17 protein-coding genes are annotated in these 13632 nt (G+C 66.9%); 13 read left to right on the top strand and 4 right to left on the bottom strand.

The features are described from left to right. Positions 1-278: 278 nt before the first annotated feature. Positions 279-1166 (top strand): LysR substrate-binding domain-containing protein, encoded by an 888-nt coding sequence (locus tag ACGVWT_RS09830; RefSeq protein WP_116460422.1) that lies wholly within the window; start codon positions 279-281, stop codon positions 1164-1166. Between the two features lie 107 nt (positions 1167-1273). Continuing rightward, positions 1274-1438, top strand: coding sequence for a Flp family type IVb pilin (locus tag ACGVWT_RS09825; protein WP_116460421.1), 165 nt, complete (start codon positions 1274-1276; stop codon positions 1436-1438). Positions 1439-1523: 85 nt separating this feature from the next. On the opposite strand, the gene ACGVWT_RS09820 is transcribed toward ACGVWT_RS09825, so the two are convergent. After that, a complete protein-coding gene (locus ACGVWT_RS09820; protein WP_017980204.1) occupies positions 1524-1994 on the bottom strand; it encodes a peptidylprolyl isomerase in 471 nt (156 codons plus the stop codon). A 143-nt stretch (positions 1995-2137) separates the two neighbouring features. Between ACGVWT_RS09820 and mgtE the strand changes: the two genes are divergently transcribed. Then, positions 2138-3541: a magnesium transporter gene (gene mgtE, locus ACGVWT_RS09815; RefSeq protein ID WP_116460420.1), complete on the top strand. Its 1404-nt coding sequence runs from the start codon at positions 2138-2140 to the stop codon at positions 3539-3541. A 181-nt stretch (positions 3542-3722) separates the two neighbouring features. Beyond that, positions 3723-4124 carry a DUF1489 family protein gene (locus ACGVWT_RS09810; RefSeq protein ID WP_315460731.1) on the top strand — a complete coding sequence of 134 codons (402 nt, stop codon included), beginning with the start codon at positions 3723-3725 and terminating at the stop codon, positions 4122-4124. Between the two features lie 104 nt (positions 4125-4228). On the opposite strand, the gene ACGVWT_RS09805 is transcribed toward ACGVWT_RS09810, so the two are convergent. Then, positions 4229-5122 carry an iron-containing redox enzyme family protein gene (locus ACGVWT_RS09805; RefSeq protein WP_315460732.1) on the bottom strand — a complete coding sequence of 298 codons (894 nt, stop codon included), beginning with the start codon at positions 5120-5122 and terminating at the stop codon, positions 4229-4231. Between the two features lie 178 nt (positions 5123-5300). On the opposite strand from ACGVWT_RS09805, the gene ACGVWT_RS09800 reads away from it, so the two are divergent. From ACGVWT_RS09800 to ACGVWT_RS09770, 7 genes are all read left to right on the top strand, one after another. Continuing rightward, entirely contained in the window at positions 5301-6203 is a 903-nt protein-coding gene (locus ACGVWT_RS09800; protein WP_116460417.1) for a heme o synthase, read from the top strand. Further along, positions 6200-6331: a hypothetical protein gene (locus ACGVWT_RS09795; protein ID WP_315460733.1), complete on the top strand. Its 132-nt coding sequence runs from the start codon at positions 6200-6202 to the stop codon at positions 6329-6331. The genes ACGVWT_RS09800 and ACGVWT_RS09795 overlap by 4 nt, the downstream gene beginning before the upstream one ends. Further along, positions 6328-6912 carry a cytochrome c oxidase assembly protein gene (locus tag ACGVWT_RS09790; protein WP_315460734.1) on the top strand — a complete coding sequence of 195 codons (585 nt, stop codon included), beginning with the start codon at positions 6328-6330 and terminating at the stop codon, positions 6910-6912. The genes ACGVWT_RS09795 and ACGVWT_RS09790 overlap by 4 nt, the downstream gene beginning before the upstream one ends. 116 nt (positions 6913-7028) lie before the next feature. After that, positions 7029-7961, top strand: coding sequence for a cytochrome c oxidase subunit 3 (locus ACGVWT_RS09785; protein WP_017980211.1), 933 nt, complete (start codon positions 7029-7031; stop codon positions 7959-7961). A gap of 19 nt (positions 7962-7980) precedes the next feature. Continuing rightward, the gene (locus ACGVWT_RS09780; RefSeq protein ID WP_315460735.1) at positions 7981-8379 is read left to right on the top strand and encodes a DUF983 domain-containing protein; all 399 of its coding nucleotides are present in this window, start codon (positions 7981-7983) and stop codon (positions 8377-8379) included. Further along, positions 8376-8972, top strand: a complete 597-nt coding sequence (locus tag ACGVWT_RS09775) for an SURF1 family protein (protein ID WP_315460736.1) — start codon at positions 8376-8378, stop codon at positions 8970-8972. Before ACGVWT_RS09780 ends, ACGVWT_RS09775 begins: the two co-directional genes overlap by 4 nt. Before the next feature lie 216 nt (positions 8973-9188). Continuing rightward, positions 9189-9620: a hypothetical protein gene (locus ACGVWT_RS09770; RefSeq protein WP_315460737.1), complete on the top strand. Its 432-nt coding sequence runs from the start codon at positions 9189-9191 to the stop codon at positions 9618-9620. A 47-nt stretch (positions 9621-9667) separates the two neighbouring features. Here the strand turns inward: ACGVWT_RS09770 and ACGVWT_RS09765 are convergent, their stop codons facing one another. Together ACGVWT_RS09765 and ACGVWT_RS09760 are read right to left on the bottom strand one after the other, a co-directional pair. Then, the gene (locus ACGVWT_RS09765; RefSeq protein WP_116460412.1) at positions 9668-10159 is read right to left on the bottom strand and encodes a MarR family winged helix-turn-helix transcriptional regulator; all 492 of its coding nucleotides are present in this window, start codon (positions 10157-10159) and stop codon (positions 9668-9670) included. Between the two features lie 159 nt (positions 10160-10318). Then, a complete protein-coding gene (locus ACGVWT_RS09760) occupies positions 10319-10879 on the bottom strand; it encodes a DUF1993 family protein (protein ID WP_315460738.1) in 561 nt (186 codons plus the stop codon). Positions 10880-11230: 351 nt separating this feature from the next. Here ACGVWT_RS09760 and thrC point away from each other — a divergent pair, with 351 nt between their 5' ends. Continuing rightward, positions 11231-12622, top strand: a complete 1392-nt coding sequence (gene thrC, locus ACGVWT_RS09755; protein ID WP_315460739.1) for a threonine synthase — start codon at positions 11231-11233, stop codon at positions 12620-12622. Further along, on the top strand, positions 12619-13503 hold the full coding sequence (locus ACGVWT_RS09750) for a class I SAM-dependent methyltransferase (protein ID WP_315460740.1): 885 nt from the start codon (positions 12619-12621) through the stop codon (positions 13501-13503). Before thrC ends, ACGVWT_RS09750 begins: the two co-directional genes overlap by 4 nt. Positions 13504-13632: the final 129 nt, after the last annotated feature.

Below are 13632 nucleotides of genomic sequence, written 5' to 3'. Positions count from 1 at the left end.
CCCGCTCCCCCTCCCGGCCACCCACACGGTATCCTGATGGGTGGCCGGGAGGGGGTGCGGGCCGGCGCCGCATCGAAACGCGCCCTTCCGCGCGTTTCGCGAAAAACACACAAAAAAAGGGCCGGCGAAACGCCAGCCCGGGAAAGTTTTTAGGAGAGGATGCCTGAAAGGCCCGTCCTCTTTCCCCGCCGCAGCTTTATGTTGCAAGTGCGAAAAGATTCGATACGATTGCACAATCTGCATTCGTTAACGCGACACTGGGGCGAGGGAGGACCGCGATGCGCAGATTGCCGCCGCTGGGCGCCATCGAGGCGTTCGTGCAAGTCGCCCGACTGGGGTCGGTGAAGGCTGCCGCCACCGAACTGGCGCTGTCCGCCCCCGCGCTCAGTCGCCGTGTGCAGAGCCTGGAGCGCTTCATCGGGCGCCCGCTGTTCGAACGCCGCCACCAGGCGATGGTGCTAAATGCGGACGGCGACCGCCTGCTCGGCCAGATCGCGCCGATGCTCGACAGCCTGTCGGATACGATCGAAGAGATGATGGGGCATAGCGACGTGCTGCGCCTGCGCCTCGGCATCCTGCCACTGTTCGCCTCGCAGCGGCTGTTCCCGCGGCTGGGCGAGTTGCGCGCGGCGCATCCGGAACTGCATCTCGATATCGACACCGCCGGCCACGGCATTGCGCGGCTGGGCGAAGGGCTGGATGCGGTGATCGCCCTGTCGCGCGAGATCGATCCGACGCTGTACGCCAAGCGGCTCGATCGCAATTCGGTCTATGTCATCGGCGCCCGCACGCTGCTGGAGGGGCCCGACCCGGTCACCCGGCCCGAACAGTTGAGCGGCCTGACCGCGCTGATCCATCGCGAGATGCCCGACAATTTCACCGCATGGCGCGACGCCGCGGGCATCGACCCCACGATCGAACCGCTGGCGATCGACTATTTCGATTCGGGGGCCTTGATGCTGGAGGCCGCGGCGCAGGGCATCGGCGTCGCCTTCATGCACGAAAGCCATTTCCAGGACGCCCGCGATCCGCGGCTGGTGCGCCTGTTCGATATCGTGGTGGAAAGCCCGTACAGCTATTGGTTCGTCTGCCGCCCGCGCGCGCTGCAACAGCGTCCGGTGCGGCTGTTCCACGACTGGCTGATTCGCACATTGGGCGACGTGTAAAAACAGCAGCTTAGAACTTGTTTTGCCCATTATGGACATAATTAGGCTTTTGGTAATGCTGATCGGCTAATTCTCTCCCCGTCAAAACAAGGCAGGGAGAATATGTGATGCAACTTCGTAAGATCATTAAGAATAGTCGCGGCGCGACGGCCATCGAATACGGTCTGATCGCAGCGCTCATCGCAGTGGCGGCGATCGCTGCCATGAAGGGCCTGGGCACCAAGCTGACGACAACGTTCAACAACGTCTCGTCGAACATGTCGGCCAGGTAAGGATCACGCCGCCAAGTCCGGCTTCGATAGACTTGTCACCCGGATTCGGGCGCCGTTCCACGACAGGAGCGGCGCCCGTTTCGCGTCATTCCGCCTTGGCGCTGACGATCTTGCCCGGATTGCGGGGCGGCTCGCCCTTGGGCAGCTTGTCGATCAGGTCCATGCCGTCGGTCACTTCGCCCCAGACGGTGTACTGGTTGTCGAGGAAGCGCGCGTCGTCGAAGCAGATGAAGAACTGGCTGTTCGCCGAATTGGGATCGCTGGTCCGCGCCATAGAGCAGACGCCGCGCACGTGCGGTTCCTTGTTGAATTCCTGCTTCAGATTGGGCTTCGACGACCCGCCGGTGCCGTCGCCGCGGCCGCCGTCACCGCCCTGCGCCATGAAGCCCGGGATCACGCGGTGGAAGGGCACGCCGTTGTAGAAGCCTTCGTTCGCCAGCTCGCCGATGCGCGCGACGTGGTTCGGCGCCAGGTCGGGGCGCAGCTTGATCGTGACGTCGCCCTGTTCGGACCCGGTGTCGAGCGTCAGCGTCAGCGTAGTGAAGGTATCGGCCATGTGTTGTCCTTTATGGTGTTGCCGCAGCAGGTAGTGTCGCTTCGGCCGAAGGGCAAACCCCCGAAGGGTGGCCAATCGTGCCGCAGCGCGGTAGACGCCCCCGATTGCACCATGACACGATTGCAGCACGGACGGAGGCAGCGATGAGCGATACCGAGCTTCCCGAGATGCTGGCCCCCGAACAGGACGAGCTGGACGAGGACGATCGCCTGCGTCCTGAATTCGTCGATGCGGTGCTGGATGCGGTGCGCGCGGGCGACGACGAGGAAGCGCGCGCGCTCGTCGAGCCGCTGCACCCGGCCGACATCGCCGACCTGTTCGAGCTGACGCCGCATGAGGATCGCGCCGGCCTTGCCCGCGCGCTGAAGGAATTGCTCGACGGCGACGTCTTCGCCGAGATGAACGATTACGTCCGCGAGGACCTGATCGACGCGCTGACCCCGACCGAGGTCGCCGACATCGCGAGCGAGCTCGATACCGACGACGCGGTCGCGATCATCGAGGATCTGGAGGAAGCCGACCAGCGCGCCGTGCTGCGCGCGCTCGACCCCGACGATCGCGCCGCGATCGAAGAGGCGCTGTCCTACCCGGAAGAGACCGCCGGCCGCCTGATGCAGCGCGAGCTGATCGCGGTGCCCGATCACTGGACCGTCGGCGACGTCATCGACTTCCTGCGCCACCACGAGGAATTGACCACCGACTTCTGGGAAATCTTCGTCGTCGATGCCGGCCACCACCCGGTCGGCACATGCCAGCTATCGTGGATTCTGCGCACGCCACGCAGCATCGCAATCGGCGACGTGATGAAGCGCGAACAGACGCTGATCCCGGTCGACATGGATCAGGAAGAGGTCGCGCTCCGCTTCCAGAAATACGCGCTGATCAGCGCCGCGGTGGTCGATGCGTCCGACCGGCTCGTCGGCATGATCACCGTCGACGATATCGTCCACATCATCCAGCAGGAAGCGGGCGAGGACGCCCTCCGCCTGTCCGGTGCGGGTGAAGGCGACATCAACGAACCGATCCGCTTCACCGTGCGCACGCGTATTGCGTGGCTGGTGGTGAATCTGGGCGCGACGATGCTGTCGGCGTCGGTCGTCGGCCTGTTCCAGGGCGAGATCGCCCGCTTCGCGCTGCTCGCGGCGCTGATGCCGATCGTGTCGGCGCTGGGCGGCAATGCCGGTACGCAGACGCTCGCCGTCGTGGTCCGTGCGCTGGCCACCAACCAGCTGACCAGCTCGAACACGCTGCGCATGCTGACGCGCGAATTCCAGATCGCTTTGTGCAACGGCGGCGCGCTCGGCCTGGTCGGTGCGGTCGGCAGCTTCGTGATCCTCGGCAATCTGCAGCTGTCGATCGTCTTCGCGGTCGCGATGGTCATCAATTCGATCGTCGCAGGGCTGGTCGGCGTCATCGTGCCGGTCGCGCTCGACAAGGCCAATGTCGATCCGGCGGTATCATCTGCCGTGTTCGTTACGACCGCGACCGACGTGATGGGGTTCTTCTCGTTCCTGGGCCTCGCGTCGCTGTGGGGTCTGGGCGGGTAACGACGCAGCATTTGCCCCAAACCGTCACCCCAGCGCAGGCTGGGGTCTCAAGCGGCTCTTGTCGCGCGCTAACGCATGGAGATCCCAGCCTTCGCTGGGATGACGGTTGGGTCGGCCGGGACGCATCGAACCGCCGGATGAGCCTTGCGGCCACCACACCCTCCACCCACATCGCGCAGCCATGCTGCATCTCACCAAAGTGGCCTTCGGCGCGACGAGCGTCGATCATCTCGCCGAACGCCTGACGCAGCGCGCCGCGGACGGCCCGGTGTTCCTGACCACGCGCTATCTGCCCAAGCGGCACGAGGAGGTGGGCGGCCAAGGGTCGCTGTTCTGGATCATCAAGCACCAGCTCGTCGCGCGCTCGCCGATCCTTGGCTTCGGCGAGGCTGAGGGCGGCCGCGTCGCGATCCATATCGACCCGGCGCTGGTACTGGTACAGGCCCGGCCCAAGCGCGCGCATCAGGGCTGGCGCTATCTGGAAGCGGCGGACGCGCCGGCCGATCTCGGCGGCGACACGGACGGCCTGTCGCTGATGCCGCCCGCGCTGGTGAGCCGGCTCGCGGAACTCGCGCTGATCTGAAGCGCGCCCTCACGCTCCGTCACGCCGGACTTGATCCGGGGTCCCGCTGTTCCGACCACTGACAAAAGCGGGACCCCGGCCTCAGGCCGGGGTGACGGAGGGGATCACCCCATCAACACGGCGCGATACGCCTCGAAACACCGCTCTCCGCATTTCAGCCGGATCAGCGCGCCTTCCGCCATCGCGGTCGCGCGGCGCGGATCTTCCTCGACCGCCGGGCGGATCGCCTCGCGGTTCCAATCCTCGCTGTGCTTGATGTCGAGCACCGCATGCAGGTCGAAATAGCGGCGCTCCTTGTCGGAGAAGCCCAGTCGTCGCAGCCCCTTGGCGGTGGCCGCAGAGCGATCCGGGGCGGTCAGCTCGATCACGCCCAGCGCGCCCACCGACTGCCATGCATAGCGCCGGTTGGTCGCCATCGCGGTCATGGCATTGGCCAGCGCCAGGCTCTGCCACAAGGTGTTCTCGATCACCGGGTTCACCGCCAGCGTCTCGACCAAGGCATCGAGCATCGGGCCGTGCATGCCCTTGGCATTGCCGCGGCCCATCTCATCCCAATAATTGCGCGCCAGCTCCAGCTTGGGGAGCGTCGGCAGCTTGACCTGGGTCATCGCAACGAGGTCGTCGAACCCCGCCTCGCCCGCCGCTTCCTGTTCGAAGAACCAGCGCAACTGGTCGAGGTTCGCTTCCTCCGCTAGCCACGGAAACAGTGCGTCGTGCTGACCCGGGCCGGTCGCCTTCAGTTCCTCGAACCAGGCGATGAAGCCCTCGACATCGGTCGGTGCCGCGGCGGCCTCGTCGGCCACCTCCTCGCGCAATTCCTCCAGGAAGCCGCCTTCCAGCCGCTGCATCCGCACGTCGCGGTCCAGCGTGCGCTGCCAGTCGGCGGTCGGGAAGCCCGGCTCCAGCCGCTCGCGGTTCCAATGGGCGAGGCCACGCTGAAAACTGTCGGTCAGGAATTGCGACGCCGGAATACCGGCGTCGATGATACGGGTTGCCACTGCTTCATCCCCTCGAACCTGTGCCGCCGTACGGGCGGCCTGATAGGGCTGGCTAACCGCCTGTTTCGGCGATCGTTCCCGCCTGTCCCGAGTCGGTTGACGTGGATCAACACGATAGGTTGCCGGCATCGCGCCGCCCTTTCCCCCGCGCCCTCGGCCGCGTATAGCCGGCCCGATCATGACCGCCGCGACGCCCCTTTTGCCGCCAGCCGACTGGCGCGATTTCCTCGCGCTCACCAAGCCGCGCGTGATGACGCTCGTGGTGTTCACCGGCCTGTGCGGCATGCTGGCGGCGCCGGTAAGCGTGCATCCGGTGATCGGCTTCACCGCCATCCTGTGCATCGCACTGGGCGCGGGCGCGGCGGGCGCGCTCAACCAATGGTATGAAGCGGATCTCGACGCCAAGATGCGCCGCACGCAGAAGCGGCCACTGCCCGATGGCCGGATGGACCGCCAGTCGGCACTGCATTTCGGCGTCGGCCTTGCCGCCTTCTCGGTCATCCTGATGTATTTCGCGGTCAATCTGGCCGCCGCGGCGATCCTGACCGTCTCGATCCTCTTCTACGTACTGATCTACACCGTCTGGCTGAAGCGCCGGACGCCACAGAATATCGTGATCGGCGGCGCGGCCGGCGCCTTTCCGCCGCTGATCGGCTGGGCGGCGGCGACGGGGCATGTCGCGCTGCTGCCGGTGCTGCTGTTCGGGCTCGTCTTCCTCTGGACGCCGCCGCATTTCTGGGCGCTCGCGCTGTTCGTGAAGACCGACTACGCCAATGCCGGCGTGCCGATGCTGCCCGTCGTCGCGGGCGAGCGCACGACGCGCCGCCAGATCGGCCTGTACACGATCCCGATGGCGCTCGCCGCGCTGCTGCCCTGGCCGCTGGGGCTGACCGGCGCGATCTACGGCGTGGTCGCCACCGTCACGACGCTGGTGTTCGCCGCCCTCGCGCTGATCGTCGCGACGCGCACGACGCAGCCCGACGATACGATGAAGCCCGAAAAGCGATTGTTCAGCTATTCGATCCTCTACCTCTTCGTGGTGTTCGGCGCATTGGTCGTCGACCGCTGGGTGCTGCCATGACTCCTGACGACCAAGACCTGATCCGCCACCGCCAGCAGTCGCGTGCGCGCGTCATGGCGCTGCTGCTCGGCGCATTCGTGATCCTCGTCTTCGCCATTGCGATCGTGAAGATCCGCGAGGGCATGTGACCGGGGCGGCGACGGATCCCGGCACGCGCCGCCAGCTGCGCACCGCCATGCTGGCGGTCCTCGGCATCTGCGTGATGACCGGCATCGCCTGGGCCAGCGTGCCGCTCTATCGCCTGTTCTGCCAGGTAACCGGCCTCAACGGCACGACGCAGCGTGCGCTCGAGGCGCCCGGCGCGGTCAACAAGCTGATCCGCATCGATTTCGACAGCAACGTCGCGCCGGGCATGAAATGGCGCTTCCGCCCCGAAGCGGGGTCCGAGACGGTAAAGATCGGCGCGCGCGACATGGCGTTCTTCACCGCGACGAACCTCGACACCAAGCCCGTCACCGGCACCGCCACCTTCAACGTCACGCCCAGCCAGGCGGGCAAATATTTCACCAAGATCCAGTGTTTCTGCTTCACGCAGCAGACGCTGAAGCCCGGCGAAACGCAGCGTATGCCGGTCATCTTCTTCGTCGATCCCAAGATCATGGACGACCCCGACGCGTCGGACGTCGAGACGATCACGCTGTCCTACACCTTCTATCCCGCCGATGCCGGCAAGACCCCCGGCCGGGCGCAGACGCAATCGGAATCCTGATCGACGGCCGGCGTCCTGCGCCGGGCGCTAAAATCGTCGCCGCCACGACCTTGTTCTAGGTGCGTTTGGGCCTTAGGGTCCCGCCCCAAAGAGGATAAGAGAACAGGGACCTGACCATGGCCGGCGCCAAGAATCACGACTACCATATCCTGCCACCCAGCATCTGGCCCCTGTTCGGATCGCTGTCGGCGCTGGTGATGGCGAGCGGCGCGATCATGTGGATGCACGGCGGCCATTTGGCGGCCGACAAGGCCAATGGCGGCGGCTGGATCTTCTTCGCCGGCCTCGCGGGCGTGCTGTTCACGATGTACAGCTGGTGGGCGGACGTGGTGCGCGAGGCGCATCATGGCGACCACACCCCCGTCGTCCAGCTGCACTTCCGCTACGGCATGATCCTGTTCATCGCCTCCGAAGTCATGTTCTTCGTCGGCTGGTTCTGGGCGTTCTTCGACTTCAGCCTGTTCCCGACCGCGATGGCCTTCGTCGACGGCCAGGTGGAGCGCGCGGCCGAAGGCGCCGCGGCGATCGCCGCGCAATGGCCGCCCAAGGGCCTGACCGTCATCAACGCCTTCGAACTGCCGCTGCTCAACACGCTGATCCTGCTGACCAGCGGCACCACCGTCACCTGGGCGCACCATGCGCTGATCCACAACCAGCGCGGCGGCGAGAAGCGTGGCCTGTGGGGCATGCTGGGCGTCGGCGACCGTGACGGCGTGCTGAAGGGCCTGTGGCTGACGGTCGCGCTGGGCGTGCTGTTCAGCAGCATCCAGGCGTATGAATACATGCACGCGCCCTTCCCATTCAAGGGCATCAACTATGGCGCCGCCTTCTTCATGGCGACCGGCTTCCACGGGTTCCACGTCCTGATCGGCACGATCTTCCTGATCGTCTGCCTGATCCGCGCGTACAAGGGCGACTTCACGCCGCGCCAGCATTTCGGCTTCGAAGCCGCGGCCTGGTATTGGCATTTCGTCGACGTGGTGTGGCTGTTCCTGTTCGTCACCATCTACGTCTGGGGCGGCTGGGGCGCACCGGTTCACGGCGGCTGATCGGATTGACGGGCGTCGCATGACCGATCCGACGCCCGTGTCCTCGCCAGCGATCGCCGAGGTCGCATTGAAGGGGCTGTGTCCGCGTTGCGGCCGGCCCCTTTTGTTTGCCGGCTGGGTCAGGTTCGCGGATCGCTGTTCGGGTTGCGGCCTAGATTTCTCGCGCTTCAACGTGGGGGACGGGCCCGCCGCCTTTCTGACGCTGATCCTGGGCGCGCTGGTCGTCGCCGGCGCGATCACGCTGGAGCTGACGCTGCACCCGCCGCTGTGGCTGCACATGCTGATCTGGATCCCCGTCACCGCGGCGGGCGTGATCTGGTCGCTGCGCGTCGCCAAGGCTGCGCTGCTCGCCGCGGAATATAGGAATGCCGCGCGCGAAGGCCGCATCGACGAGTCCCGCAGCGACCCCACCCCATGAAACGCATCCCCCTGATCCCCACGCTCGTCGTCGCCCTCGCGGTGGCCGCGATGATCGGCCTCGGCCTCTGGCAGCTGCTCGACCGCGCGCCGAAGAAGGAGGCGTATCTTGCGCAGCTCGCCGGCAATCCCGCCAAGCCGCCGATCGCCTTCCCGCGTTTTCCCGACGATCGCCTGCTGTTCCGCCGCGCGTCGGGCATGTGCGTCCGCGTCACCGGCCAGCGGCTCGCCGGTGCGGGCAAGGCCGGGTTCCGCCTGATCGCGGACTGCGCCACGGGCGCGGAGGGGCCGGGCATGCTCGTCCAGCTCGGCACCACCACCGATCCCGCGTACAAAGGCACATGGACCGGCGGCCCGGTGACGGGTTTCATCAGCCATGCGCCCGACGCCGGCTCGTTGATCGGCTCGCTGTTCGACCATAGGCCACAGCGGCTGATGTTGGTCGCTGATCGCCCCGCCCCGGGCCTCGCCGCCAACGGCCAGCCCGACCTGTCGTCGGTGCCGAACAACCACCTGTCCTATGCCGTCCAGTGGTTCCTCTTCGCTGCCATCGCCGCGACGATCTACACGCTGGCGCTGCGCCGGCGGCGGTAGTCGGGGGCCGTCTTGAGCACGATCCTCGTCCCCGTTATGGCATCGGCATGACCTGCGCGATCGCCTCGATCCAACATCACCGCGTCACGACGGCGGTGTTCGCGCGTGTGTCGGGATGTCGGAGCGGCTGACCAGCCTATCCGTCCCGACACGACCCACCCCGCCCGACCGGCGGGGTTTTTTGTGCCAGTCGGGCCTGACGAAGGAAGGCCAACCATGATGATATCGACGGACGCGGCCATCGCCCGCATCGCTTCGGGCGTGATCGATCGCACGTTACCCAAGCGCGACTGGACGCACGCCGCCCATTTCGCCGCCGCGCTGTGGCTGTGTCGCCATCGCCCCGACCTGGCGACGCCAGAGGGCATGCGGACGCTGATCTCGCGCTACAATGACGCGACGCTGACCGCCAACACCGATAGCAGCGGCTACCATCACACCATCACCTGCGCGTCGATGCGGGCCGCCGCGCATCATCTGGAGCGCTACACGCCGGACGCACCGCTGCATCGCGTGCTCGCCGCGCTTATGGCATCGCGGCCGGGCAATCCGGAGTGGCTGCTGGATCACTGGCATCGCGATACGCTGTTCAGCGTGCCCGCGCGCCGCGACTGGGTCGAACCCGATCGGCTCCCCCTGCCCTTTTGACCCCCGAAGGGGGGCAGCGGACCTGGCGCACCGCCGCCCCGGGCCCCTCACCCCGCGTGAAACGCCTTGAACTGCGCCTGCGCGTCGTCGCTCATCAAATTCTGCATCATCGTCCAATAGCCGCTGACCGCCTCTTCGCCCGAGGCGGCATAGGCGCGGCTCATATTGGCGTGCAGGCCGGTGAACAGACGGCGCTCCAGATCCTCACCCGCCGGCGTCAGGCGCAGCAGGCGCTGGCGGCGGTCCGCCTCGCCCGGGCGCTGTTCGATCAGGCCGTTGTCGACCAACGCGCCGAGCACGCGGCCCAGCGACTGTTTGGTCACGCCCAGCAGCCCCAGCAATTCGCCCACCGACAGATTGGGCCGCCGCCCGACGAAATACAGGCAGCGATGATGCGCCCGGCCCAGCCCCATGGCGGTCAACTCGGCATCGGAATGGCGCAGGTGCGATTTGTGGGCAAACAGCAACAGGTCCATCCCCCCACGGATCACGTCGTCGCGCAGAAACTGGGCGGGGGGCGGCTTGATCGGTTCCGGCATAATGCGTGGTTCGTCCCTCGGTTCACGACGAGCTTGTCGTTGCTGTCATGACGATACGGAACGTCAGCATCCTCACCCGAAATTGGCGGATACTGTCCAAAAAAATGCAATCAATTGCTCATTCTGGCAGATTAGGTCTGCGGCGGAGTAGAAACCTACTCAGCCGGGTATCGTGCCGGGGCGCAGATAGGCGAACATGTGCGCGACATAATCCGCCTTGCCCAGCGCCGCGCCCTCGGCTCGCAGGATCGCATAGGCGGTCATGACGTGGAAATAGAACTGCGGAATCGCCCAGTCGCGCGCATATTGCTCCGCGCTGAGATCGAAGATCATGCCCTGCGGCAGCGCATGCGCGATATCGCGTGCCGGATCGACCGCCGGCATCGTTCCCGCCGCACCCTCGACCATCGCGATCGTCTCGGCGATCCGCGCCCGGGCATCGGCCAGCGTCCCCGGCGCCTCGGCCGCGCTGCGTCCCTCGGCGAGCAGCGTCTGCACCACGTCGGGCAGCGGCTCGTCGCGTAGCCGGGCGACGCCCTCATAGGCCTGCACGCAGGCGAAGCGCAGCTGCGTCGCCAGCGGAAACATGTCCGGCGCCAGCCGTGCGGTCAGCAGTGCCTCCCCGCCGTCCTCCCGCCCCGCGCCCGCTTTTTCGAGCCACGCGGATAGCGCGCGGAGCATCTGCGTGTAGGTCGGCAGCAGCAAGTCGGGGAGGATCATTGGATAGCGCCTGTATCGGTAAGCAATTCTCGGCGTGTCTAACCAGTCCGCCGACCCGGCGCCATCCGCCCTCTGACGACAATGCCCCGCCGCATCGCCCGCCTGTCCTACACGCCGTCGATACGCTATGACCGCGGCATGTCCGACCGTCGCCTTGCCGCCCCCGTGCCGCCCGGCACCGGGCCGGTGGGCGATTTCGACATCGACGTACCGTCCACATCGTCCACTTCCGCGCGGCGATCGCCGCGAATCGGTACGCATCCGCCGCGGCCGCACGCCGATAGCCCAGCCGCACCACGGCCAAGAAAACCCGCCGTTGCCCCGTCGCGCCCACGCCGCTACCCAGCCGCCATGCGCTACGTCAGCACCCGCGGGACCGCCCCCGCCCTCGATTTCCGTGACGTCACCCTCGCCGGCCTGGCGTCGGACGGCGGTCTGTACCTGCCCGATGCGTGGCCGAGCCTTACCCGCGAGCAGATCGCGGGCCTCGCCGGCCTGTCCTATGTCGACACCGCGGTCGCGGTGATGACGCCCTTCATCGGCGACGCGCTGACGCCGGCCGAGCTGAAAGAGCTCTGTACGCAGGCCTATGGCCGGTTCGCCCATGCCGCGGTCACGCCGCTCGTTCAGCTCGACCACGATCAGTGGCTGCTCGAACTGTTCCACGGACCGACACTGGCGTTCAAGGACGTCGCGCTCCAGCTGCTGGGCCTGCTGTTCGAACGCTTCCTCAAGGGCAGCAGCGACCATCTGACCATCGTCGGCGCGACCAGCGGCGATACGGGCTCTGCGGCGATCGATGCGCTGGCGGGGCGCGCCGGGGTAGACGTGTTCATGCTCCACCCGCACGGCCGGGTCAGCGACGTGCAGCGCCGCCAGATGACGACGGTGCTCGCCCCCAACGTCCATAACATCGCGATCGACGGCGACTTCGACACCGCGCAGGCGCTGGTGAAGGCGATGTTCAACGATCCCGGTTTCTCCGGTCGCTTCCACCTCTCCGCGGTCAATTCGATCAACTGGGCGCGGCTGATGGCGCAGGTGGTCTATTATTTCTACGCCGCGGTCCGGCTGGGCGCGCCCGATCGCGCGGTTGCCTTCTCGGTGCCGACCGGCAATTTCGGCGACGTCTTTGCCGGCTATGTCGCGGCGAAGATGGGCCTGCCGATCGCCAAGCTGATCGTCGCGACCAACGTCAACGACATCTTGCACCGCGCGCTGTCGGCGGGCGATTACAGCAAAGGCACCGTCCAGCAGACGCCGACCCCGTCGATGGACATCCAGGTCAGCTCCAACTTCGAACGCCTGCTGTTCGACCTCGGCGGTCGCGACGGGGCCGCGCTGGCTCAGCAGATGCGCGGGTTCGAATCGAGCGGCGCGATGCGGCTCAGCAATGCGCAGCAGACCGGTGCCTCGCTGTTCGCCAGCGCCCGCGTCGATATGGACGACATGACGCTCGCGATGCGCTGGGCGCATGACGCGGCGGGACAGATCATCGACCCCCACACCGCCATTGCCCTCGCCGCCGCGCGCGCGCAGGCGGGCGATGCCCCGATGGTGACGCTCGCCACCGCGCATCCCGCCAAGTTCGGCGATGCGGTGGAGCGTGCGACGGGCCAGCGCCCCGCGCTGCCCGCACGCGTCGGCGACCTGTTCGATCGCGAGGAACGCTGCGCCCACCTGCCCGGCACATTCGAGGCGGTGACCGCCTATATCGCCGAACGGGCGCGTCCCCGCGCATGACACCCCCGAACACACGCCTCGATACGCTGATCGGCGAACCCTGGGCGGATTACGGCCTCGTGGATTCGGGCAATGGCCGCAAGCTGGAGCGCTACGGCCGCTTCCGCTTCATCCGGCCCGAACCGCAGGCGATGTGGGCGCCCGCGTCGGAGAATTGGAAGGCACAGGGCGAGTTCCTGCCCGCCAGCGACGAGGATGGCGGTGGCCGCTGGGTCTTTGCCGAACCCGTGCCGCGCGAAGGCTGGCCGCTAAAGTGGAACGAGGTGCGCTTCACCGCACAGACCACGCCGTTCCGCCACCTGGGCTTCTTCCCCGACATGGCGCCGGTGTGGAGCTGGATGCGCGAACAGGTCGCGGACATGGACCAGCCGGAATGCATGAACCTGTTCGGCTATACGGGCGTCGGCACGCTCGCGATGGCGACGGCAGGTGCCAAGATGGTTCATGTCGACGCCTCCAAGAAATCGGTCGAGGCCGCGCGCGCCAATGCCGCTTTGTCGGGGATGAGCGACGCGCCGGTCCGCTGGATCATCGACGATGCGGCGAAATTCGTCGCGCGCGAGGTGCGCCGCAACCGCCGCTACGACGGCATCCTGCTCGATCCGCCGAAATATGGCCGCGGACCCGAGGGCGAAGTGTGGCGGCTGGAGGAAGACCTGCCCCGGCTGCTCGCCGATTGCCGTCGCCTGCTCGATGCCGACAGCCGCTTCCTGTTCCTCACCGTCTATGCGGTGCGCATGTCGGCGCTGGCGCTGCAGGAACTGATGCGCCAGCTGTTCGCCGACCTGCCGGGCAGGGTGGAAGCAGGCGAGCTCGGCGTGCGCGAAGAGGCCCGCGGCCTGACGCTGCCCACCGCGATCTGGGCGCGCTGGAGCCGGTAGCGGCTCGTCTCATCGCTCGAAATGCGTCGCCCCAGCGCCATGGTGCGACGCAGCAAGAAAACGTAACGGAACGCTCGTCGATCAGAAGACTTGATATGCCTATATCTCGGTTTCGGCAGACAGAGAGGC

The organism is Sphingomonas sp. S6, from assembly GCF_043498045.1.
In the GTDB taxonomy this organism is placed as follows: domain Bacteria; phylum Pseudomonadota; class Alphaproteobacteria; order Sphingomonadales; family Sphingomonadaceae; genus Sphingomonas.
This window is presented reverse-complemented; position numbering and strand designations above follow the sequence as displayed.

What these genes read in the sequence shown, in the direction of transcription:
- ACGVWT_RS09830 (WP_116460422.1), top strand. Translation starts at nt 279, where the DNA reads ATGCGCAGATTGCCGCCGCTGGGCGCCATCGAGGCGTTCGTGCAAGTC.
- ACGVWT_RS09825 (WP_116460421.1), top strand. Translation starts at nt 1,274, where the DNA reads ATGCAACTTCGTAAGATCATTAAGAATAGTCGCGGCGCGACGGCCATC.
- ACGVWT_RS09820 (WP_017980204.1), bottom strand. Translation starts at nt 1,994, where the DNA reads ATGGCCGATACCTTCACTACGCTGACGCTGACGCTCGACACCGGGTCC.
- mgtE (WP_116460420.1), top strand. Translation starts at nt 2,138, where the DNA reads ATGAGCGATACCGAGCTTCCCGAGATGCTGGCCCCCGAACAGGACGAG.
- ACGVWT_RS09810 (WP_315460731.1), top strand. Translation starts at nt 3,723, where the DNA reads ATGCTGCATCTCACCAAAGTGGCCTTCGGCGCGACGAGCGTCGATCAT.
- ACGVWT_RS09800 (WP_116460417.1), top strand. Translation starts at nt 5,301, where the DNA reads ATGACCGCCGCGACGCCCCTTTTGCCGCCAGCCGACTGGCGCGATTTC.
- ACGVWT_RS09795 (WP_315460733.1), top strand. Translation starts at nt 6,200, where the DNA reads ATGACTCCTGACGACCAAGACCTGATCCGCCACCGCCAGCAGTCGCGT.
- ACGVWT_RS09785 (WP_017980211.1), top strand. Translation starts at nt 7,029, where the DNA reads ATGGCCGGCGCCAAGAATCACGACTACCATATCCTGCCACCCAGCATC.
- ACGVWT_RS09780 (WP_315460735.1), top strand. Translation starts at nt 7,981, where the DNA reads ATGACCGATCCGACGCCCGTGTCCTCGCCAGCGATCGCCGAGGTCGCA.
- ACGVWT_RS09775 (WP_315460736.1), top strand. Translation starts at nt 8,376, where the DNA reads ATGAAACGCATCCCCCTGATCCCCACGCTCGTCGTCGCCCTCGCGGTG.
- ACGVWT_RS09770 (WP_315460737.1), top strand. Translation starts at nt 9,189, where the DNA reads ATGATGATATCGACGGACGCGGCCATCGCCCGCATCGCTTCGGGCGTG.
- ACGVWT_RS09765 (WP_116460412.1), bottom strand. Translation starts at nt 10,159, where the DNA reads ATGCCGGAACCGATCAAGCCGCCCCCCGCCCAGTTTCTGCGCGACGAC.
- ACGVWT_RS09760 (WP_315460738.1), bottom strand. Translation starts at nt 10,879, where the DNA reads ATGATCCTCCCCGACTTGCTGCTGCCGACCTACACGCAGATGCTCCGC.
- thrC (WP_315460739.1), top strand. Translation starts at nt 11,231, where the DNA reads ATGCGCTACGTCAGCACCCGCGGGACCGCCCCCGCCCTCGATTTCCGT.
- ACGVWT_RS09750 (WP_315460740.1), top strand. Translation starts at nt 12,619, where the DNA reads ATGACACCCCCGAACACACGCCTCGATACGCTGATCGGCGAACCCTGG.